The organism is Actinocorallia lasiicapitis, from assembly GCF_054778695.1.
In genome coordinates, this window is the sequence record NZ_BAAGZI010000010.1 from 1 (window position 1) to 21,266 (window position 21,266).

21 protein-coding genes are annotated in these 21,266 nt (G+C 69.9%); 10 read left to right on the forward strand and 11 right to left on the reverse strand.

Going from position 1 to position 21,266, the window contains the following annotated elements:
* Positions 1-465 (reverse strand): hypothetical protein (locus ACYVE7_RS02425; RefSeq protein WP_460362803.1); only part of this gene is annotated, 465 nt, incomplete at its 3' end.
* On the reverse strand, positions 462-1,703 hold the full coding sequence (locus ACYVE7_RS02430) for a hypothetical protein (protein ID WP_460362805.1): 1,242 nt from the start codon (positions 1,701-1,703) through the stop codon (positions 462-464). The genes ACYVE7_RS02430 and ACYVE7_RS02425, both read right to left, overlap by 4 nt.
* A gap of 322 nt (positions 1,704-2,025) precedes the next feature.
* Here ACYVE7_RS02430 and ACYVE7_RS02435 point away from each other — a divergent pair, with 322 nt between their 5' ends.
* The 4 genes from ACYVE7_RS02435 to cutA all read left to right on the forward strand — a co-directional run bounded on the left by ACYVE7_RS02435 (position 2,026) and on the right by cutA (position 4,828).
* Entirely contained in the window at positions 2,026-2,583 is a 558-nt protein-coding gene (locus tag ACYVE7_RS02435; protein ID WP_460362807.1) for a TetR/AcrR family transcriptional regulator, read from the forward strand.
* Positions 2,576-3,853 carry a glycosyltransferase gene (locus ACYVE7_RS02440; protein ID WP_460362809.1) on the forward strand — a complete coding sequence of 426 codons (1,278 nt, stop codon included), beginning with the start codon at positions 2,576-2,578 and terminating at the stop codon, positions 3,851-3,853. The genes ACYVE7_RS02435 and ACYVE7_RS02440 overlap by 8 nt, the downstream gene beginning before the upstream one ends.
* 65 nt (positions 3,854-3,918) lie before the next feature.
* The gene (locus ACYVE7_RS02445) at positions 3,919-4,302 is read left to right on the forward strand and encodes a VOC family protein (protein WP_460362811.1); all 384 of its coding nucleotides are present in this window, start codon (positions 3,919-3,921) and stop codon (positions 4,300-4,302) included.
* A gap of 202 nt (positions 4,303-4,504) precedes the next feature.
* Complete coding sequence (gene cutA / locus ACYVE7_RS02450; RefSeq protein WP_460362813.1) at positions 4,505-4,828, forward strand: divalent cation tolerance protein CutA; 324 nt, start codon at positions 4,505-4,507, stop codon at positions 4,826-4,828.
* A 44-nt stretch (positions 4,829-4,872) separates the two neighbouring features.
* Here the strand turns inward: cutA and ACYVE7_RS02455 are convergent, their stop codons facing one another.
* From ACYVE7_RS02455 to ACYVE7_RS02465, 3 genes are all read right to left on the reverse strand, one after another.
* Positions 4,873-6,075, reverse strand: a complete 1,203-nt coding sequence (locus ACYVE7_RS02455) for a helix-turn-helix domain-containing protein (RefSeq protein WP_460362815.1) — start codon at positions 6,073-6,075, stop codon at positions 4,873-4,875.
* A 292-nt stretch (positions 6,076-6,367) separates the two neighbouring features.
* Positions 6,368-8,749: an IS1096 element passenger TnpR family protein gene (locus ACYVE7_RS02460; protein WP_460362817.1), complete on the reverse strand. Its 2,382-nt coding sequence runs from the start codon at positions 8,747-8,749 to the stop codon at positions 6,368-6,370.
* Between the two features lie 17 nt (positions 8,750-8,766).
* Entirely contained in the window at positions 8,767-9,918 is a 1,152-nt protein-coding gene (locus tag ACYVE7_RS02465) for a GmrSD restriction endonuclease domain-containing protein (RefSeq protein ID WP_460362819.1), read from the reverse strand.
* A 92-nt stretch (positions 9,919-10,010) separates the two neighbouring features.
* On the opposite strand from ACYVE7_RS02465, the gene ACYVE7_RS02470 reads away from it, so the two are divergent.
* Together ACYVE7_RS02470 and ACYVE7_RS02475 are read left to right on the forward strand one after the other, a co-directional pair.
* Positions 10,011-11,348, forward strand: coding sequence for an AAA family ATPase (locus tag ACYVE7_RS02470; protein ID WP_460362821.1), 1,338 nt, complete (start codon positions 10,011-10,013; stop codon positions 11,346-11,348).
* A gap of 44 nt (positions 11,349-11,392) precedes the next feature.
* The gene (locus tag ACYVE7_RS02475) at positions 11,393-12,139 is read left to right on the forward strand and encodes an HNH endonuclease family protein (RefSeq protein WP_460362823.1); all 747 of its coding nucleotides are present in this window, start codon (positions 11,393-11,395) and stop codon (positions 12,137-12,139) included.
* Here the strand turns inward: ACYVE7_RS02475 and ACYVE7_RS02480 are convergent.
* From ACYVE7_RS02480 to metX, 3 genes are read right to left on the reverse strand one after another with little or no spacing between them, the layout of a single operon-like run.
* Positions 12,123-12,590, reverse strand: a complete 468-nt coding sequence (locus tag ACYVE7_RS02480; protein WP_460362825.1) for a CoA-binding protein — start codon at positions 12,588-12,590, stop codon at positions 12,123-12,125. The genes ACYVE7_RS02475 and ACYVE7_RS02480 overlap by 17 nt on opposite strands.
* Entirely contained in the window at positions 12,587-13,897 is a 1,311-nt protein-coding gene (locus tag ACYVE7_RS02485) for an O-acetylhomoserine aminocarboxypropyltransferase/cysteine synthase family protein (RefSeq protein WP_460362827.1), read from the reverse strand. Before ACYVE7_RS02485 ends, ACYVE7_RS02480 begins: the two co-directional genes overlap by 4 nt.
* A complete protein-coding gene (gene metX / locus ACYVE7_RS02490) occupies positions 13,894-15,102 on the reverse strand; it encodes a homoserine O-acetyltransferase MetX (protein ID WP_460362829.1) in 1,209 nt (402 codons plus the stop codon). Before metX ends, ACYVE7_RS02485 begins: the two co-directional genes overlap by 4 nt.
* 87 nt (positions 15,103-15,189) lie before the next feature.
* Here metX and ACYVE7_RS02495 point away from each other — a divergent pair, with 87 nt between their 5' ends.
* The 3 genes from ACYVE7_RS02495 (at position 15,190) to ACYVE7_RS02505 (ending at position 19,148) form a co-directional block, all read left to right on the forward strand.
* Positions 15,190-15,738 (forward strand): OsmC family protein, encoded by a 549-nt coding sequence (locus ACYVE7_RS02495; protein ID WP_460362831.1) that lies wholly within the window; start codon positions 15,190-15,192, stop codon positions 15,736-15,738.
* 9 nt (positions 15,739-15,747) lie between these two features.
* Positions 15,748-16,959 carry a flavin-containing monooxygenase gene (locus tag ACYVE7_RS02500; RefSeq protein WP_460362880.1) on the forward strand — a complete coding sequence of 404 codons (1,212 nt, stop codon included), beginning with the start codon at positions 15,748-15,750 and terminating at the stop codon, positions 16,957-16,959.
* An 83-nt stretch (positions 16,960-17,042) separates the two neighbouring features.
* Positions 17,043-19,148, forward strand: coding sequence for a hypothetical protein (locus tag ACYVE7_RS02505; RefSeq protein WP_460362833.1), 2,106 nt, complete (start codon positions 17,043-17,045; stop codon positions 19,146-19,148).
* Here ACYVE7_RS02505 and ACYVE7_RS02510 read toward each other — a convergent pair.
* Both ACYVE7_RS02510 and ACYVE7_RS02515 read right to left on the reverse strand, forming a co-directional pair.
* Positions 19,145-19,858 (reverse strand): aquaporin, encoded by a 714-nt coding sequence (locus ACYVE7_RS02510; RefSeq protein ID WP_460362835.1) that lies wholly within the window; start codon positions 19,856-19,858, stop codon positions 19,145-19,147. The two genes, ACYVE7_RS02505 and ACYVE7_RS02510, sit on opposite strands and share 4 nt — an antisense overlap.
* Positions 19,855-20,160, reverse strand: a complete 306-nt coding sequence (locus ACYVE7_RS02515) for an ArsR/SmtB family transcription factor (RefSeq protein ID WP_460362837.1) — start codon at positions 20,158-20,160, stop codon at positions 19,855-19,857. The genes ACYVE7_RS02510 and ACYVE7_RS02515 overlap by 4 nt, the downstream gene beginning before the upstream one ends.
* A 45-nt stretch (positions 20,161-20,205) precedes the next feature.
* Here ACYVE7_RS02515 and ACYVE7_RS02520 point away from each other — a divergent pair, with 45 nt between their 5' ends.
* Positions 20,206-20,613, forward strand: a complete 408-nt coding sequence (locus ACYVE7_RS02520) for an arsenate reductase ArsC (protein WP_460362881.1) — start codon at positions 20,206-20,208, stop codon at positions 20,611-20,613.
* A gap of 73 nt (positions 20,614-20,686) precedes the next feature.
* Here ACYVE7_RS02520 and ACYVE7_RS02525 read toward each other — a convergent pair whose 3' ends face one another.
* Complete coding sequence (locus tag ACYVE7_RS02525; RefSeq protein ID WP_460362839.1) at positions 20,687-21,217, reverse strand: sigma-70 family RNA polymerase sigma factor; 531 nt, start codon at positions 21,215-21,217, stop codon at positions 20,687-20,689.
* Between the last annotated feature and the right edge of the window lie 49 nt (positions 21,218-21,266).

A 21,266-nucleotide genomic window follows, 5' to 3' on the forward strand; every position in this document is an offset into this window, starting at 1 on the left:
GGTGCGCGGGTCGGCCATCGCGAACCGCAGGAGCCCGCGCGCCGCCCCGTCGGCGATGTCGGCCCAGGTGAGCTCGGTGTGCCCGGCCATCTGACGGAGCCGGGCCGCTGCCTCGGGGGCCAGCCCGACGGCCACCGGCGACAGCATCGTGCTGACCCGCGGCGGCACCGGGATCCCGGCGGCCTGGAGCCGCAGCTTCAGCAGCCGGTCGGAGGAGATCCAGGCCAGGTCGTGGTGGTAGCGGCCGCTTTCCAGTTCGCTGTCGCTGAGGGTGGGCGCGTAGTCGAACGCGAGCCGCAGCCCGGTGTCCTCCTCGATCTCCGGCAGGACCGGTTCGAGGTCGCGCAGGTCGGAGCTGGCCAGCACCGAGACGGTCGTCGGCCTGTCCCTGGGGGAGCAGGTCACGGCCAGGCCGACCACGAGGAGCAGGAGGATGGCGACTGCGGTCAGCCGCGGGCGCGTCATGGCAGCCGCCGGCAGGCGGGGAGGAGTTTCCCGATCATCGTTTCCAGGATGTCGGCGCTGGGCAGGTCGGCGATGGTCTCGTCGGCCTCGGCGCGGCCGCCCGGAGTCTTGTCGGATCTCAGGTCGCGGAACGGCGGCAGCGGGATGCCGCGGCGGGTGAGTAGCGCGTCCAGCTCGGGTTCCTCTCCGAACGCCTGCTTGTCGAGCAGGCGGAAACCCAGTTCGACGGCGCGTCGGCGCAGCGGCTCGTCGGTCTGCAGGAGGCGGCCCAGCTCGTCGGCGCCGCTGCCGTCGCGCAGCGAGATCAGCTCGGGCTGGGTGACGATCTGCGGGTTCGGGTAGAGGAGCACCCGGTCGCGGTCGATCTCCTTGCCGGCGGCTCTGCGTTCGAGCTGCAACGCGAGATACTGGTGTTCGTAGATCGCGACGATCGGTGCGATGCTCGGCCCGCTGGGCGACTTGTAGTTGAGGAACAGGTCGTCGTCGGCGAGCGCGTCGACCTGCATCAGCCCGCGGATCTTCTCGGCGACGGCCTCCGCGTCGGCGGGGCCGGTGACCTGGTTCCGCTGACGCACATAGGCGACGAGCCCCAGATAGGTGATGGATCCGTTGGACGTGCACAGATCGGACGTCCGGGCGGCGATCCAGCCGTTGTTGTTGAGGCTTCCGTCGAGCCCCTTCCAGCTGGTTCGCCGGCCCACCAGATCCAGATATCCGCCCATGTCGAGGGTGAAGTAGAGGGCCGTGTCGGCGGTCCCGCCGACCGGTTCGGCCACGCCCGCCCTGGTCAGCGCTTTCGCGAACGCGCGGAAACTGCCAAGGACCAGCGGGCTGACGAACGGCCGGTACTCCTCGGCCCGCATCCGGTTCGCCCGCAGATGCTGCACGAGTTTCAGCCCGTACGGACGTCCTGAGGGGAACGCGAAGTCGTACCGTTCGGTGCCGTACAGCGGGATCTCCCGCGACCCCGTCTTCGTCAGCACGACCCGCAGGTTGTGCCCCAGCAGCAGCCTCCTGACCTCGGGATCGTCGAGGTAGTCGGCTTTGGAGGCGATCGCCCCCTGCAGGGTGCGGATCGGCCGGAGCGGAACACTCAACCGGTCGGTGACGGCCAGCACGGTCAGCCCGACGGCCGTCGCGGCGACGAGGCTGAGCAGCCGCCGTTCGGCGAGCGCACGGAGCAGCGACCACTTCGGCTCGACCTGCAGTTGTCGCCGCTCCAGCATCTGACTCGTCATCCGCCCTCCGCCACCCCGCCCCAACCGAGGATCACGCTAAGGGGACACACCCGCATAGAGCCGACAAGTACCAATTGTTCATCTTTCACCGCCCCCAGGCGAGCCGGCGGGCCTGGCTCGGTGCACGGCGGCTCTCCTCAGTGAGTTCGATCGTGCCTGCGGCCGCGCCGAATGCCGGAGACGGCTGCCGTCTCCCATCGAACGGAGTCTGAGCGGAAGCGAAAGACGGGCCTGTTTTGGGTGGACTTGGGGGTCAATTGAATGTAATGATCAGTCCATGGAAAGTGAGGGTAGGCGGCGGTACAGCATGGGCTCACGGGCGGTGGCCGTGGAGGTGACGCGGCTGCGGGTGATGCAGGCGGCCGCGACGCTGTGGGCGCGGCACTGGCATGACGAGGTGACGCTGCAGGACATCGCTCGCGAAGCGGGCGTATCGGTACAGACCGTCGTCAATCGTTTCGGTGGGAAGGACGGGCTGGCCGAGGCCGTCTCCGACTGGATCGCCGAGCAGACGCTCGACGCGCGTCAGGCCCCGGTCGGAGACGTACCGGCGATCGTGGCGGTGCTCTTCGACGACTACGAGAGCCATCCCGAGGCCAACGTCCTCTGGATCGCGCAGATGGACCGCGTCCCCCTGGCCAAGCGCGCCGCCGCCCACGCCCGGCGCGAGCACCGTGCCTGGCTGGAGCGGGTGTTCGCCGACCGTCTTCCCGGGCAGGGGCCGGCGCGGGCGCACGCACTGAACCTCCACTACGCCGCCACCGACGTCTACCTCTGGAAACTGTGGCGTCTCGACCTCGGCCTGCCGCGCGAGGACGCGGAGCGCGCCATGCACGATCTGCTGATCTCGATCGACCCCCGAAGGAGCACCGATGTCTAAGGACTTCCTGTTCGCCGTCTGGTCCGGAGGTGGGGCCGTGCCGCCCGTCCTGTCGGTCGGACGGGCTCTGCGCGAGCGCGGCCACCGGGTGCGCGTCCTCGCCGACGCCGGCCTGCGCGACGAGGTGGCCGCCGCCGGGCTGGAGCACATCGCTTGGACGACCGCGCCCAACGGCGATCCGTCGGATCCGGCCAAGGACGTCATCCGGGACTTCGAGGCGCGTACTCCCATCGGTGCCTTCGCCAGACTGCGCGACAACATCGTCTGCGGCCCGGCGGCCGGCTACGCGCGCGACACCGCGGCCGAGCTGCGCGCCCGTCCCGCCGACGTCCTGGTGGCCGACTATGTGCTTGTGGGGGCGCTGGCGGCGGGCGAGGCGGCCGGGGTTCCGCTCGCCTCCCTGGTCACCACCATCTACCCGCTGCCCGCCGAGGGCGCGCCGCCTTTCGGCCCCGGGTTCGCTCCGGCGCGAGGCCCGCTCGGCCGGCTCCGCGACAAGGCCGTCGCCGGTCTGGCGGTCCTGCCCTGGAAGAAGGGGCTTCCCGCGGTCAACGCCGCCCGCACCGGCCTCGGCCTGCCGCCGGTCGGTTCCGTCATCGAGGCGTTCGAACGCGTCGACCGTATGCTCGTTCTGTCGCCGCGCTCCCTCGACCACGAGGCCCGTCGTTTCCCGCCGAACGTGCGCCATGTCGGCGCGCGGCTGGACGATCCGGCCTGGACGGACGAGCTCGTGCTGCCCGAGGGCGACGCCCCGCTGGTGCTCGTCGGCCTGAGCTCGTCGTTCATGAACCAGCGCGACGTACTGGAGCGCATCGCCGAGGCGCTGGGAACCCTGCCGGTCCGCGGGCTGCTGACCACCGGTCCCGCGGTGGATCCCGCCACGGTCAAGGCCCCCGCGAACGTCCTCGTCACCCGTTCGGCTCCGCACAGCGCCGCCTTGCGGCACGCCGCGCTGACGATCACCCACGCGGGCCACGGGACGGCCGTCAAATCCCTGGCCGCGGCCGTCCCCCTGGTCTGCGTGCCCCTAGGCCGCGACCAGATCGAGGTGGCCCGTCACATAGAACTCCTGGGAGCCGGAAAGACGATCCGCAAAACCGCCTCACCCCGGACGATCGCCGCCGCCGTCCACCAGGTCCTCACCGACCCCTCCTACCTGCGCTCCGCACAACGCCTAGCCGCCGATTTCGCCGCCGAAACAGCCACCGACCACGCCCTCCTCGAACTAGAAGCCCTAGCCCACCAAACAGACCAAACCCCCCTCACCTAGCGGAATCTCATGGCCACGGAGCCGAGCCGGCGAGTAACTTGGTGGCCTCGCCAAGGAGGGTTGACGTGGAAGCATGGCCGACGGGCGTTGCCGCCATCACCTTGTTCTTCGAGGATCTGGAGGCGGGTAAGCGCTTCTACCGGGAGGCGTTCGAGCTTCCCGTGTATTTCGCGGACGACGACTCGGCGGTCTTCAAGTTCGGCAGCATGTTGATCAATCTGCTGCGGGTCGAGGCGGCTCCCGAACTCATCGAACCCGCGACGGTGGCTCCACCGGACTCCGGCTCCCGCTTCCAGCTCACCCTCCACGTCGACGACGTCGACGCGCTCTGCGCAACCCTGCAAGCACGCGGCGTGGAACTACTGAACGGCCCCATGGACCGCCCGTGGGGCCCCCGCACCGCCAGCTTCCGCGACCCCGCCGGACACATCTGGGAGATCGCGACCTAGACCCGCCCAAATCCCTCTCGGCCGTTTCAGTCGATGTCGAGGTCGAGCTGCTCCCAGGTGAGGGAGATGTCGATGGGGTCGGTGGTTTCGCGACAGGACTGGAGTGCGCCCAGGCCTTGAGAGCGTGTGCAGGACGGCGAGGCCGGTTCGGTGGACGGCTAGGTGGCCCCTGGTTTGGTCATGCCCGGCATAGGTTCGTTTCATGACCGACATCCTCAACGTCACGACGGCCACAGGTACGAGAGCCGAGGCGCTGGCCGTACTGCGCTCCGCCGTACACAACAAGTTCGCCGCATCGGGCCAGGTGACAGGCCCGGTCGCGGCGGCGTGGTGGCACAACGGCGAGTTCGGCGAGAGCGAAGAGTGGGTCGTCCAGCTGAAGACGACCAGCGAACGGCGCACCGACTTGGAGCGGCACCTCGCTGAGGTCCACCCGTGGGGCGGGGCCGCGGAGTTCACCGCGGCGCCCGTTGACGGGTCCACGTACTACTCGGAGTGGGTCAGGCGTACGACGCTGGGTCGGTAAGCCGGCCCCGTCGAAGTGAAGACGTCGCGCCGCGTAGGCGACGGTCAGTTTGTCTCCGGCAGGTCGGTGGGGGGAGCGGGCGAACAGAAGTCGCGGTAGGCCTCGCGCAGGTCTGCGGCCTCGGGCAGACGCCTGGTCTCGACGGCGTCGATCACCTCTGCCGCCCGCCAGTAGTTCGACGGGACGAGCAGTCCGCTCGTGACGGCCGTCAGCGTCTCGCGCGCGGCCTCGTCCGCCTCACCCGAAGCGATCAGCGCCAGCGACAGATCAAGGCGGGCGGACGCCGCGCGGCGAAGACGGGGCGGCCCGTCGGGCGGCGCCTGCATGTGGGCGAGGACCTGCCGGGCGAGCGGCTCGGCGGCAGGGTCTCCGAGCCAGGCGAGGGTCGTGGCCGCGTAGGCGGTGGCCTTGGCCGGGTCGTACCGGTAATGGTGCTCGGGCCTGTCGGGCGTGGCCAGGCCGCCCGCGATGCCGGTCACCCGGTCGAGCAGGAGATGGGTCTGCCGGTGGTCTCCGAGCCGCGACCAGGCCCGCCCTTCCTGCGCGGACGCCTGGATATAGGCGGAACTCGCCTTCGGCGCGATGCCCTGCGCGGCCTGCGCGAGGGTCACGGCGCGCTGGTAGTCGCCATCGGTCAGGGCCTGCCACGCCTCGGTCTCCAAGCACCACGCGGTGATCTCAGGATGCCCTGCCTGCTCGGCGAGCTGGACGGCGGTCCGCAACCGCGCGCCTGCCGTCGGCCGCTGGTGCAGGTCGACATGGCAGGTCGCGGCGAGCAGGGACAGCCAGCCGCCCGTGACGAGCAGACGGCGATGCTGGCCAAGGGTCTTACGTCCGTCGAGGAGCCGTCCGACGTAGGCGAGGTGCCGGCGGACTCGGCCGAGGAGTTCGGCGGGCGGGGTGCGGGAGTAGCTGGTGGCCAGGTCCTCGAAGGCGAGTTCCAGGTGGGTGAGTGTCTCCTCTCCGACGTCGCTGGCGGCGACCCGGCGGGCGAGGCCGAGCGCCTCGATCTCATCGTCGACAGCCGGTACGGCGGGCGGAGCGAATACTTTGTGGCAGAGCTGGAGATAGCGGGCGCTCCGCTCGTGTTTGCCCGCCTCCCACTGCTTGATCATGTCCATGAGGCTGGCGTCCGACGGCAGCGCTTCGTTGGCCACCGCGCGCAGACGGCGCGCAAGGTCGGCCCGCGACCATCCGCGTGCCTCGCGCTCGGCGCGCAGTCCTGCGCCCGTGCTGATGTCCGGCATGGCGTGCACCCTTCGCCACCGGGGGAGGTCCCTCCCCTTCGCCCTCCCCCCAGTCTCCCCTGCCGAATGCGCGACGCGGCGGGTCACGGTCGCGCCCGACGAAGTGAGCGAGACCCGGGGGAACACCCTCATGGAAGACAGCCGGGACGACCTCGTCGCCCGGCTGCGGTCGCAGGAGGACAACGGCGGCGAGGCCGGATAACGGTGCCCCGTTCCCGGCTCCCGCCACCCACTGGCATGTGTCGGTTCCAGGGCGGGGGCCGAGTTGTCCCAGCGGGAACGTGGATGCGGGTCAGCCGAGGCGGTTGTTGGCTTCGGTGGGATCGAAGGCGGCCGGGTCGAGGTCGGTGGGGGAGTACAGGTCGAGCCACTCCAGGTAGTGGGCGTGCTCGGGGTGGTGGGGGTCGGCGAGGGCTTCGCGGAGGTGGAAGTAGCCGGGGATACCGCCGCAGTCCTCCGGTGGGCAGGCGCCCGCGCCGGCGGTGCAGAGCGGGTAGGCGGTGCTTTCGTCGGCGGGGAGGGTGGCTTCGACTTCGATGGTGTGGGTCCAGCCGTCGCCGAAGTCGTACTCGTAGGTGAACCGGCGGCCGAGGGCGGAGAGGTTGACGCCGGTTTCGTCGAGGAACGGCAGGTCGTGCATACCGGGTTCGGTGTAGGTGGTGCCGTCGGCGGCCGTGAACGCGTGCAGGTGGGAGAACTCCCAGCCCATAGCATCCTGGATGATCGTGTGGAGGCGGGTGAGGGGCGCCGTCGCGGGGACGAGGACGCGCCGCCAGATCTGCGGGTCGGCACTGCCGTCCAGGGTGATCTTCAGCTGGTGGACGGGGTCGCCGGGGAGCGGGGCGCCGAAATGGCGGGCCAGGACGTAGCGGCCCAGATCCGACAGGGTGATCGGGTCCGCGGCGGCGGTGAGGCCGAGATCATGGAGGGTCTCGGCGAGGATGCGGACGTCGCGGTCGCCGAAGCTCCGCAGAGTGCCGAGCTTGACGTCGGGGATGTCGTCGAGCCAGTACGCGGTCGTCGCTACCGTCCACGCCAGGTCCTTCAGGTCGGACAGGGGCACCGGGGCGTTCGCGCGGTACAGGCGGGACAGGACGGCGGGGGCGACGCGGTCGAACTCCTCGCCGGTCAGGCTCTCCCAGCGGTCAGGGAACAGGGCCGGGGCGAGGCCGGGGAGCGCGGTGAGGATCGTGCCCAGGAGTTCGCCGGGCTGGTCGAGAAGGGCGGCGTTCTTCTTCACCGGGACGAGCCGGCCGCCCGTCACGCGCGCCAGCCGGACGGCCTTGGCGACGCCGACGACCTTCCGCAGGCCCCACAGGTCGTCGCTCGACTGCGTCTTCCACACCTTGTCGCCGATCACCGGGTCGATGGTGTCGGCCGTCGTGAGGAGCGCGACCAGCTCGCGGGCGTCCTTGAGGGTCAGGTGGCCCTTCTGGGTGAGTTTGCGGCCTGCGCCGAGCCAGCCGGTGAACGCGACGAGGCGTCCGATGAGCGGGGCGGACGCGGCGGTCTCGTTCACCGCCCGCAGCGGCGATGGGCCCGGCTTCGGCTTCGGACGGGCGGTCGGCCGTGGCGCCTCCACCGCGGGGGCCGGGACGGTGCGGGGCAGCGGCGGATCGTCGTACCAGGATGCCTTGTGGCGGCGCAGCAGCTGCTCGCCGTCGCGGTCCCAGCCGAAGCCCGGCTTGTTCAGCAGCTTCTGGAACACCTTGTCGACGTCGGCGGGGGCGGCGTCGCGCACCAGCCGCGAGATCGGGACGGGGCTCGGCTCGTCCCGCAGGTAGGCGGTGACGACGTCCCGGAACTCCCGCTTCGCGATCAACGCCGGGTCAGCGAACGCCCGTTGTGCCTTCGCGTAGTGGAGGTAGAAGCCGAGCCCGTCCACCTCGTCGAAGATCAGCGCGACGCTGTCGGCGGCGTCCCACTCCTCCGGGAACGGCATCGGCGGCACCGACGCGTCCGCCACCCCGTGCCACTCCTGGACGCGCCGGTAGACGGCCGCCGCCCGCACCGGGGCCTCCCCGGCAGGGACGATGAGCACATCGTCCCCGTACAGGTCGAGGAACGCCCGCCGCTGCTCCGCCTGCATCTCCCGCCCGGCCGCCAGTTTCTCCGGATTGCGGAACACCTCGCGCGGATGAGCCAGCACCAACTCCGGCAGCCGCGCCCTGATCTGGGCCTTCTCCACGGGCGTCCGGTAGACGAGCGCCGGACCGGTGATCATCCAGTCGTCCAGGACGGGCGCCAGCCTCCCGGCGAACAGCACCCCGGGATCCAACGCCGCCAGACCGGCCGCCCCCATGTTGGAGCGGATCACGTAGGTCAGCTCGTTGAACAGGTTCCGCCCGACGACACCGCCGTCGCCCGTCCGCTCGACGATCTCGAAGACGCCTTGGACGGGGTCGGTCCACGACCGCAGCAGCTCCCGCTCCTCGCCGGTCAACCCCGGATGCGTCGCCGCGAACCGCTCCACGACCGTCCCGCCGCCCTTCACTGGCACCTGCAGCACGAACGTGTCGATCAGCGTGTTCACCTGCGACTCGTCCTCGAACCCGTCGAGCCGCTCCGAGACATACGCTTGCAGCTCCTTGCGGAACCTCGGCCCCATCGCGAAATCCCCGAGCGCGACCTTCAGATCTCCGAGCCGCCCCAGCAGCTCCGCGTACTTCTCCACCCGCCCATCCAACCGGATCAGCGGGCCTCGTCCACGACCTCCTGGAACATCTCGCGCAGCGTGGTGAACCTGCGTTGGACTCGGCCGGTGTCGCCGATACCGACCGAGATCGACTGGAAGAAGTCGACGTCCTCCATCAGGTCCATGTAGCGCTCCTGCACCTCGAACCGCTGGTCGATCAGAACATCGCGGTCCGGGAGGTTGTCGGCGAGGCCGACGGACACCGCTTCGAACAGGGCTTTGCTGATGGGCTGCCGTCGGGTCTGGCCGCGGTACAGCTTGCGGAAGGCGTGCTCGTTGAAGATCGCGGCGGCTAGCGCCATTGAGGCGTGGAATTCTTCCTTGAGCCGTTCGAGCGTCGGCTCGTCGACGTTGTTGAGCTTGTGGGTCGCGTCGCGCAGGAACGCGTCGAGGTCGCCCTTGCGGTACTCGGACGGGTCGGTGAGCCGGAACGCCAGGAAGCGCAGCACCATCTCACGGTCGGCCATGCGGGTCGGGCTGATGCTGTGCTGCGTCGCCGTCAAGAACGCCTCGGAATCCGCGAGCTCTCGCAGCAGGATTCGCGTCCTGCCCGGGATGAGGGCGTGCCGAAGCTCCTGGAGGCTCAGCGGCTGCCCACCGGTGTTGATCCGGGCGAAGATGTTGAACATCACCTGCTCGGGGGTGCCCTGCATGATGAGGTTCACCGTCAGTTTGGCCTCGAGGATGTCGTCCTGGAGGTCATCCGGCAGCTCATCGAAGGTTCTGCCCTCGAAGTCGAGGTACTCAAGGCCCTTGAGCCGGAGCGGCTCGGCGTCGGTCAGCCCAGGCTTGACGAAGCGGGCGATCGTGCTGAGCCGTTGGATGCCGTCGACGACGGTGAGAGCGTCACCGGGGCCCTCCGACATATAGAACGTCGGCAGCGGGATTTTCAACAGCAGCGACTCGATGAGGCGGCTCTGCCGGGTGTCGTCCCACACGCCGGTCAGACGCTGGAAGTCCGGTTGGAGGTCGAGACGGTTCTTCTCGAGGCGTCGCAGCAGGTTGCTGACGACCATCGGTTCGGTGGTGACCTTGATGTGCTTGGGGTCGAACGGCAAATGGGCGGCGGACAGGGTCTCCGCTTCGACGCCCGCGTCAAAGCCCTGGTCATCCAGCTCGACCGCGAGTCGCGCCGCCACTTCGGTCATCCGCCTACCGCCTCCGTGCGTACCGCGTTCACCTTGGTCTTCCCGCCAAGACTAGCGAGACCGCCGTAGTCCGCTCCGTGTACATCACGCGCGTGCGGCTCAGGGATATCAAGGGCTTCACCGGGCCCCGTTCCGTGGACCTCAGCTTCGTGCGTCCCGATGGCACCTACGCCGGTTGGACCGTCCTCGCCGGTCGGAACGGGACGGGCAAGACCTCGCTGCTCAGAGCGATCGCGCTCGTCATCGGTGGCCCGAACACGGCCCTCGCTCTGATGCCGGACTTCGCCAACTGGGTGAGCACAGGTTCGTCCGAGGCACGGGCGATGATCGCCATCGCCTATGACCGTGACGACAAATGGTCGATCGGCGGCCAGCCGACCTACGGGGAGAACCCCATCACCGCCCCCGCGCTCGGTCTGACCTGGAGGCTGCCGGACGACTTCAGCCTCGTCGGCACGCAGCCCTATCTCGCTGTCGACCGGTTCGTGGAGCCGAAGGCCCTGGAGGGGCCGTGGTTCCAGAACCCACACGGCTGGTTCTGCGCCGCGTACGGCCCGTTCCGGAGGCTTTCCGGCGATGCGCGGGGCCTGGTGCGAGGGCCTCGTCAGGTCGCCAGATTCGCGAGTCTCTTCTACGAGGACGCCGCGCTATCGGAGGGCGTCGCGTGGCTGATCGAGCAGAAGACGAGAGCCCTTGAAGGGCACCAGGCCGCTGCGAAGCTCGTCGAGGTGGTCCTTGAGATCCTTTCCGACGACATGCTTCCCGACGGGCACACCTTCGATCGTGTCGACTCTGACGGGCTCCAAGTCGTCAAAGGTGGCCGTAGCTTTCCCCTGACGGGCATGAGCGACGGCTACCGAACGGTCGTCGCGCTGGTCGTCGACATTCTCAAGCAGATCCACGACGCGTTCGCCGAACTCGCGATCGCGTACGACGAGGAGACTCCGACGGTTCCGGCGGCCGGGGTCGTCATCATTGACGAGATCGACGCGCACCTGCACATCGCCTGGCAGAAGCGGATCGGCTGGTGGTTGAAGACGCATTTCCCGAACGTCCAGTTCATCGTCACCACGCACAGTCCCTACGTCTGTCAGGACGCTGACCCGGGCGGGCTGATCCGCCTTCCCGGCCCGGACGAGGAGGCGAGCCCGGAGGTGGTCTCGGAGGACCTCTGGGAACGGGTCGTCTACGGCAGCGCCGACGACGCCGTCGTCTCGGAGATCTTCGGGATCGATTCCACGTTCTCCACCGTCGCCCGCCGGATGCGGCGCGAACTGACAGGACTCGAGCTGAAAGTCATCAAGGGGACGGCGACGGAGGCCGAGACCGTTCAATACCAAGCGATCAGGAAGAAACTACGCAGTTCACCCGCCACCCGAAGTCTCGAGCTAGGTGCGGTGCTGCGTGACGGGGGAGCGGCCGGCGAATGATCCGGATCGACCGGCACCCCCTGCCCCCGACGGTCGTCACGGCCATGGCCGGATACACCGAAGAGATCGCCAAGGCGGCGGAGCGTAAGAAACGTGCCCAGGAGCTGTGGAAGCACACGACCGTCCGCAGGAACACCCGCCAGCAACTGGACGATGTTCTGCGGAGCATGGCCCCCGGCCGTGAGTACTGCATGTTCTGCGGAGACAGTGCGGGAACCGCCATCGACCATTTCGAACCGGTGTCCCGCAATCCGCTGCGCACATTCGACTGGCTGAACCATCTGCTGGCCTGCACCCATTGCAACAGCCATTTCAAGCGCGACCAGTTCCCCGTTGACGAGCAGGGCTGCCCGCTGCTCATCGACCCGACGGCCGAGGACCCGTTCGACCATCTCGAACTCTCCTTCAGTACCGGGGAATACATGTCCGAGACGGCCAAGGGAACCGCCACGATCAATGTGTGCGGCCTCAACGAAAGGCGTCTTCCAGAAGGCCGTATGTGGGTCGCATACGATCTCCAGCTCCACCTGCGTGAATGGCTCCGCGCCGACGGCCGCTTGGACGAGCGGGAGAAGACGAATCTCATCCACCTGATCTGGAACCGGCCTATGGTCGACGTCTGCCAGGCCATGCTCCGGCAAGCCCACAGCGACGGGCTCAAGCTCGTCCTCGGCTCGGAGTTCGTTGATCTTCTCCGCCGTCCCGACCTGAGGGAAGCCCTGCTGGCGAGCCCGCCGCCTACCGGAATCCCGGCACCGAGACTCGAAGGCGGAATTAGCTTTGTGATCTGAGGGAGGTGATGCGGTGGGTGTTGAAGCCCAGCCAGTGCATGCGGCCCCTGTAGCGGGCGTGTTCGATCTTGATGCAGAGGTCGGCGACGACGGTCAGGCCGGCTGACTCGGCGATCTGGTTGGCCTCCTCGTTGACGACGCCGAACTGGCACCAGAGGGATTTGGCGCCGATCGTCACCGCGTCGGCGGCGATGGCGGGCAGGGCGTCGGGGGCGCGGAAGACGTTGACCACGTCGACCGGTTCCGGGACGTCGAGGAGGGAAGGGTAGGAGCGTTCGCCGAGGATTTCGGGTTCGCGGGGGTTCACCGGGATGACGCGGTAGCCGTGCCGTTGGAGGTAGTAGCCGACGAAGTTGCTGGCCCGCAGTTCGTTGCCCGACAGGCCGACGATCGCGACGGTCCTGGCGGTGGTGAGGATCCGCTGGATGTCCAGGGGGTTCTGGCGGCTCATGCGGAGACTCCCTTGCGGACGTGGGCGAAGCCCTGCTCCAGATCCCATAGTAGATCTTCGATGGATTCCAGGCCGACGGAGAGGCGGACGGTGCCGGGCGCGATGCCCGCCGCGGCGAGTTCGGTGTCGGCGAGCTGGCGGTGGGTGGTGCTGGCCGGGTGGATGACGAGGCTTTTCGCGTCGCCGACGTTCGCGAGATGCGACCAGAGGGACAGCCCGCGGATGAGGTTCTGGCCGCCGTCGCGGCCGCCCGCGCAGGCGAAGGAGAAGACGGCGCCCGCGCCGCGCGGCAGATATTTCTCGACGAGCGGCTTGTAGGCGCTGGACGGCAGCCCCGGATGGCTGACGTTGGCGGCGAGGTCGTGGGCGTCGAGGAACTCCGCGACGGTCGTGGCGTTCGCGACGTGCCGGTCCATCCGCAACGACAGTGTTTCCAGTCCCTGGAGAAACAGGAACGCGTTGAGCGGGGCGAGGGCCGCCCCGAGGTCGCGGAGTGTTTCGGCGCGGAGTTTCATCAGATAGCCGTACATGCCGAACGTCTCATGGAATTTCAGCCCGTGGTAGGCGGGGGACGGTTCGGCGACCACCGGGTACCGCCCGTTGGACCAGTCGAAAGTACCCGCCTCGACGACGATCCCGCCGATGCTGGTGCCGTGCCCGCCGAGGAACTTGGTCGCCGAGTGGACGACGATGTCAGCGCCCCAGTCGATCGGCCGGCACAGGTACGGCGTCGCGAACGTGTTGTCGACGATCAGGGGGAGGCCGTGGTCGTGGGCGATGCCGGCGACGGTCTCGATGTCGAGGACGTTCCCGGCCGGGTTGCCGATCGTCTCGGCGAAGAACGCCTTGGTCTGCGGGCGGACGGCCGCGCGCCAGGCGTCCGGGTCGTCGGGGTCGACGAAGTCGAGGGCGACGGCCGATTTGCGGAGCAGATGCTTGAGCTGGTTGACCGTCCCGCCGTACAGCGCCGACGACGCCACCACATGATCCCCGGGCTCCAGCAGCGTGAACAGCGCCGCGGCCTGCGCGGCGATGCCGCTGGCGAACGCGACGCCGCCGACCCCGCCCTCCAGGTTCGCGACGCGCTCCTCGAACACCGCGACCGTCGGATTCATGATCCGCGAGTAGGTGTTCCCGTACTCCTGGAGGTTGAAGTAGGCGGCCGCCGACTCCGGATCCTCGAACACGTAGCTCGTCGTCTGGAAGATCGGCACGGCCCGCGCCCCGGTGTTCGGATCGGGCCGCTGCCCGGCGTGGAGCTGCCGGGTCTCGAACCCGAACGCGCGGTCCTGCTCTGCTGCGGTCACGTGCTCTCTCTTTCGCGGTGGAGGAACCTGCGGACGATCGGCGTCTGCGCCGCCTCCTCCAGCAGGAAGCAGTCGTGCCCGTAGGGGGCGTCGATCACGTGGGATTCGACGGGCCTGCCGAGCGCCCGGAGCGTGTCCGCGATCTCCGCCGACGCGGACGGCGGATACAGCCAGTCGGAGCTGAACGAGATCAGCAGGGTCCGCGCCCTGACCCTTTCCAGTGTTTTGGCGAGGGAGCCGCCGCCGTGTTCGCGGGCCAGGTCGAAGTAGGTGAGGGCGCGCGAGGTGTACAGGTAGGTGTTGGCGTCGAAGCGGCGGACGAACGCTTCGGCCTGGTGGCGCAGGTAGTTCTCGACTTCGAACTCCGGCTCGGTCAGTGTGTGGCGGGGCTCGTCGGCGAACTGGAGGCGCCGCCCGAACTTGGTCTCCAGCGCGGCCGGCGACAGGTAGGTGATGTGCCCGACCATCCGGGCGACGCCCATCCCGGCGTCGGGACGGCGGCCGGTGCCGTAGTACCGGCCGTCCTGCCAGCCGGGGTCGCGCAGGATCGCCTCTCTGGCGATCGCGTTCCAGGCGACGCCCTGCGGGTGGAGGGCGTGCGTGCTGGCGATCACGATGATCGCGTCGACGTCGGCGGGGTGGCGGACGGCCCATTCGAGGGCCCGCATCCCGCCGAGCGAGCCGCCCGCGACGGCCGCGAGCCGTGTGATGCCGAGGGCGTCGAGGAAGGCCCGTTCGGTGCGGACCATGTCGGGAACCGTGACGACGGGGAAGTCCGCCCCGTAGGGGAGCCCGGTCGCCGGGTCGGTCGAGGACGGCCCCGTCGTGCCGCCGCATCCGCCCAGGAGGTTGGTCGCGACGACGAAGAAGCGGTCGGTGTCGAACGCCTTGCCGGGGCCGATCATGCCGTCCCACCAGCCGAGACCGGCAGTGCCGTCGGTGCCGTCGGCGCCGAAACCGTCACGGGTGCTGCCGGCGGACGGGACGCGGGAGATCCCGGCGGCGTGCGCGTCTCCGCTGAGCGCGTGGCAGACGAGGATCACGTTGTCGCGGGCGGGGGAGAGCTCGCCGTAGGTCTCGTAGGCCACCCGGACGGGGTGGAGCGACCGCCCGCAGTCCAGCCGCACCGGTTCGGGAAGGTCGAGATACCTGGTCTCGACGGTCCCCGCGGAGCCCGCAGAAATCGTCTTCGGATGCTCCTCCATACCCCTATGGTGCCCGCCCCACCAGGTGTATTGTCAAGTAATCATGTAGGGAATCAAGGCAATAAGCACGAGGAGCGACGGGCACCCATGACCACTGTTTCCAACGGAGTGAACGTCCAGGCGCTGCTGGACGCCCGCGAGGCGCTCAAGGCCGCCCCCGAAGCCGCCCAGTTCACCTGGAAGGCCACCTCCACCTGGCGCGACGGAGTCCACAGCACCACCCGCATCCAGCCGTTCTTCGGCCTCGGCCAGGAGCAGTCCCACAAGGAGGAATCGGTCTTCGAGGCCGACCATCCGGCCGTCTTCGCCGCCGAGGACAACGGCGTCACCCCCATCGAGTACCTGCTCGTCGGGCTCGTCGGCTGCCTCACCGCCGGTGTCGCGTCCGTCGCGCAGAACCGCGGCATCCAGCTCAGGTCCGTCGAGGCGTCCGTCGAGGGCGCCCACGACATCCGGGGGATCCTCGGCGCCGACGCCGACGTCCGCAACGGCTTCAACGACATCAAGGTCACCTTCACGATCGACGCCGACGCCACCGAGCAGGAGATCCAGGCGCTCGTCGCCCAGTCGCAGAAGCGTTCGGCCGTCTACGACGCCCTCACCAACCCCACCAACGTCACCGTCGAAGTCGCGTAGGGCAGAACCATCGAGCACGTCACGACGGTCGTCGTCGGAGCCGGGCACGCCGGCCTCGCCGCGAGCCACTTCCTCACCGCCGCGTCCCTCGACCATGTCGTCCTGGAGCGCGGCGAGGTCGCCAACTCCTGGCGGCGCGAGCGGTGGGACTCGCTGCGGCTGCTCACCCCGAACAGCCAGACCCGGCTGCCCGGCCACGCCTACGACGGCCCCGACCCGGACGGCTACCAGACCGCGGGGGAGGTCGCCGACTTCCTCGAAGGCTACGCGAAGGTGTCGGCCGCGCCCGTCCGGACGGGCGTGACCGTCACCTCGGTCGAGCCCGTCGGCGGCGGCTACGAGGTGACGACCGACCAGGGGGTGATCCGCTGCCGGACGGTGGTCCTCGCGAGCGGCGCCTGCAACGTCCCGGTCGTGCCGCGCCTCGACCTTCCGGCGGGCGTCGAGCAGATCACGCCGTTCGGCTACCGGGATCCGTCGGGGCTTCCGGACGGCGGTGTGCTCGTCGTCGGGGCGTCGGCCACCGGGGTGCAGCTCGCCGCGGAGCTGCGGCGTTCGGGCCGTCCCGTCACCCTCGCGACGGGCGAGCACGTCCGGATGCCGCGCCGCTACCGGGGCCGCGACGTCCTGTGGTGGATGGAGTCCTCCGGTCTGTGGGATCAGCGCCATGACGAGCTCGACGATCTCGAACGGGCTCGCGGGCTGCCGTCGCCGCAGCTCGCGGGCGGAACCGAGACCCTCGACCTCAACGCGTTGACGGGTCTGGGCGTCGAGCTGGTCGGACGTCTCGCCGCCGTCCGCGACGGCGAGGCCCTGTTCTCCGGCGGCCTGCGCAACGTCGCCGCCCTCGGCGATCTCAAGCTGGAGCGGCTCCTCGACTCCTTCGACGCCTGGGCGGGCGACGGCGGCGGCGAACGTCTCCCGCCGACCGCTCTGCCCGCCTCGACCAGGCTCCGTGTCGACCTGCGGCGCGGCGAGTTCCGCACCGTGGTCTGGGCGACGGGCTTCCGCCCCGACCACTCCTGGCTGAACGTCCCCGTCCTCGACCCCAAGGGCCGCCTCCGCCACGACGGCGGCGTCACCCCTTCCCCCGGCCTCTACGCCCTGGCCCTCCCGGTGCTCCGCCGCCGCCGTTCGACCTTCCTGTCCGGGATCGAAGCCGACGCCCGCGACGTCATCACCCACCTCCGCGACCATCTGACCCGCGCACCGGTTTCCTGACCGGCGGCCGCTTCCGGTCGTCTTCGCCGGAGGGCTGCGGAATCGGCGGAAGACGGGATGAACTCTGCTGAGGAGATCATCTTGTGGCGGCTCCGGGAGGTGAGCGGGTGGCGCGGTTGACGCGTGGGCGGGTGTTCGACGACGCGGTCGCCGAGGGGCTGCGGGCGGAGGAGTTCGCGGGGCTGCTGGGGCGGACCGGCTCGCCGACCCAGTACGAGCAGGCGCTGCGGACCAGGCTGGAAGCGGAGATCCGGGACGAGGAGGCGAAGAACCTCGTCCTGGACGGCGCGGCGGACGCCGAGGCGAACTACGCGGCCGCCCGCCGGTGGAGGCGGCTGCGGCCGTGGTTCGTCGCGTCGGTGGCCTTCGTCGCCGTCACCTGTTTCGGGGCGGCCGTGCTCGTCGGCTGGTCGGTCGCCAAGGAGGACGCGCTCAAGGAGAAGAAGGCCCTGCTGATGACGGAGCTGGGCAAGCAGACCCTCCTCGCGGTCATCACGGGCGTCGTGATCATCTCGATCATCGTGGGCATCGTCGTGGCGCTCACCGGCTACGCCGACTACGTCGAACATTCCACCGAGGACGAATGGCCGGTCGCGCTCGCCCTGGTGTTCGCGCCCGGAGCGGCGCTCGGCTTCGCGTCGCAGGACCTGGCCTGGATCTACGACCACAACGCGCCCTCGAACAAGGACACCGACGCCTACCCGTGGGGCTGGTGGGTCTTCCTCACCGTCACCCCGATCCTCATGGGCGCGGTCCTCGCGGCGTTCCACCTGGACCGCGCCCGGTTCCGCGGCCGGGTGGGCGAAACGGCCCAAGCCTGGCGCGACGCGGTCTCGCGGGCCCTGCTGGGGAATCTGCGCGAGGCGCTGAACCGGATGCTGGTGCCGCAGTACGGCACCGTCCTGCGGATCGGGGCGCATGACGCGGCGGAACTCCAGCGGGTGCGGGCCACCCCGCAGCACTCCCGGACGTCAGCGGACGACGACCTCAGGGCCGTCACCCACGGCATGGACGGCGGGAGCATCGCGCTGGCCGGCCCGCGCGGCGTCGGAAAGTCCCAGTTGCTCCGGACTTTCTGCTCCCAGCCGTCGGTGCTCGGCATCCAGGTGAGCGCGCCGGTGGTGCACGACCGCCGGGAGTTCATGCTCCATCTGTTCACCCAGGTCTGCGAGGCGACCCGCCACCCCGCGCTGGCCCGGCTGCACCGGCCCGCCCAGCGGCACCTGCGGGAGATCCGGTTTCTGCAGACGGTGGGCGGCGAGACCGGGTGGGAGGCCGGCTGGAAGTCGGTCAAGCTGGCCAGGAAACGTTCGGTGAGCTCGGCCCGTCAGCCGCTCAGCTACCCGGAGATCGTGCACGCGCTCTGCGGGTTCCTGGCGGAGGTCTCCGACGAGGCCCGCCGGCACAGCCTGCGGCTGGTCGTGGGCGTCGACGAACTCGACCGGATCCACCCGCCCGACAAGGCCGCGGAGTTCCTCAACGAGCTCAAGGCCGTCTTCGACGTCCCGCACTGCCTGTTCGTGATCACGGCTTCGGACGAGGCGCTGCGCAGCGCCGGCCTGGGCCGCGGCAAGGACGCCTTCGACAGCGCCATCGACGAGACGATCCGCCTGTCGCCCCTCGACCTCGGGGCCTCGACCCTGCTGCTCAGCTCCCGGGTGATCGGGCTGCCGGTGCCGTTCACCGCCCTGTTCAACATCCTGGCGGGCGGCATCCCCCGCGATCTGCTGCGGACGGCGCGGGCCGGGGTCAGCCAGGTGTCGCGCGGTCGCGGACAGGGGGTGCCGCTGGCCGAGATGACCGGGATCTTGGTGGCCAGGGAGCTGGTCCGGCTCAGCGGCGCGTCCGACGGGCGCCTCCCGGATCTGATCCGCACCGAGGCGGTCCCCGAGTACGGTCCGCTGCGCCTGCTCGGCGAACGCGTCCTCACCCAGGCGGCCCCCGACGCGCTCGTCTTCGCCAGCCATCTGTTCCGGCTCGACACCGTCTGCGGGATCTTCGCCCACCGCGTCAACCAGACCACCCTGACCTCGGACGAGCACGGCGCGTCCCTCGACGACCTGGCCCACACCCGCGACCGCATCGGGCAGATCGGCGGCAACGCCCTCACCACGGTCGCCCAGGTCAGGCGGCACTGGTCCCTCGACCGCCTGCCCGACTGGACCCACCTTCCGGACACCAGCCCTTAGGGACGCTGCTCGGCGAGCGCTTCGACCTCTCCGGCGTCCGAAACCTGACCCCGCGGATACAGGACCAGCACCAGCCCGATACCGACGGCCGTGCCGACGAGCTGGGCGACCACGAACCCCGGGACGGATCCCGGCCTGATCCCGGCGAAGGTGTCGGTGAACGCGCGGCCGACCGTCACGGCCGGGTTGGCGAAGCTGGTGGAGGAGGTGAACCAGTAGGCCGCCCCGATGTAGGCGCCGACGGCCGCGGGGATGGCCGCGCCGCGTTCCGTGCGGACCAGCGCGAAGATCAGCAGGATCAGCCCTGCGGTGGCGACGACCTCGCCCAGCCACAGGTGGCCGTGGGTCCGGTCGGTGGTGGAGGCGGTGGCGGCGGGCAGGTCGAACATCAGGTTCGCCAGGACCGAGCCGCCGATCGCCCCGGCGATCTGCGCCGGGACGTAGACCGCGAGCTCCTTGACCGGACGGTCGCCGAGCACGCAGTCGGCGAGCGTGACGACCGGGTTGAACTGCGCGCCGGAGACCGGCCCGAGGATCAGGATCAGCGCGGCCAGGCCGAACACGGTCGCGGTCGAGTTCTCCAGGAGCTGGAGGCCGACGTCGTCCGGCGACAAGGTCTGGGCCATGATCCCCGAGCCGACCACGACGGTCACGAGGAGCAGGGTGCCGAGCGCCTCGGCGAACGCGCGGCGGGGCAGCGAGGGGATCACGGGCAGGGCCTCTTCGGGGGTTCGGCGCGGGCGGCGTCGGCGAGCTCGCCGAGCTGTGCGGAGAGCGCGGCGAGGGGTTCGGGCCTGAGCCGGTAGTAGGTGAACCGGCCGACCCGCTCGGTGGTCACGAGCCGCGCCTGGCGCAGGGCGCGCAGATGATTCGAGACGTTCGTCTGCTGGGCGCCGGTCTCCTCCACGAGGTGGCAGACGCACAGCGACTCCCGCGCCAGCAAGCCGATGATCTGCGCCCGCAGGGGATCGGCGAGGAGCTTGATCACGTCAGTGTCAAGTGATATCAGCATAGGCTGATATGTTACCAGGGTCTGGTTTCCCCGAGAGAAGGAACCATCACGGTGTCCGACAAGCCCAGCGTCCTGTTCGTCTGCGTCCACAACGCCGGCCGCTCCCAGATGGCCGCCGCCTGGCTCGCCCACCTCGCCGGCGACAGGGTCGAGGTCCGCTCCGCCGGATCCGCCCCCGCCGACTCCGTCAACCCCGCCGTGGTCGAAGCCATGAGGGAAGTCGGCATCGACCTCGCGGCCGAGACCCCCAAGGTGCTGACGGTCGAGGCCGTCCAGTCCTCCGACGTCTGCATCACCATGGGCTGCGGCGACGTCTGCCCCATCTTCCCCGGCAAGCGCTACCTCGACTGGACCCTGGACGACCCCGCCGGCCAGGGAGTAGAGGCAGTCCGCCCCATCCGCGACGAGATCAAGACCCGCATCGAAGGCCTCATCGCGGAACTCGGCGTCTGACCCGGTCAGCAGCCGCAAGCACGGGTGCAGTTCGCGAGGCCCGTGGCCGTGCGGAGTTCGGCGTCTGGCCTGGTCAGCAGCCGCAGGCGCGGGTGCAGGGGGCGAGGCCCGTGACTGTGCCGCGGGCGTCCCTGTGGATCCGGCAGCACTCGGCGAGCAGGGTGGCGAGCGCGGCCCGGCCCCGCTGGACGCGCGATTTCAGGCCTGACAGGGAAAGGCCCGCGGTCCTGGCGGCGTCCTGCTGGCGGGTGCCCGCGAGGTCGACCAGGCGGAGTGCCGTCGCCTGCTCGGCCGGGAGTTGGTCGAGGAGCCCGGCGGCGCAGCGGGCGGCGCGATCCCGCTCGGCCCGCGGGACGTCGGTGATGATCGCAGTGTCGGGGACGGCCTCGACCGGGGCCTCGCGGCGGGCGCGCCGGTAGTGGTCGGTGAGGACGTTGCGGGCGACGGTGTACAGCCACGCGGGGCCTCCGGTCGCGGGCGGGGTGCGCACCGCGCGCAGGAATATCTCCTGGAGGAGGTCGTCGGCGTCGCGGGGGTCGGCGAGGCGGCGGGACAGGAAGCGGTGCAGGTCGGCGGCGTGGTCGCGGAAGAGCCGGTCGGGCATGGTGCGTCCTTTTCGGGAGTGCTCCGTCTGTAGGGGTGTCAGTCCACCT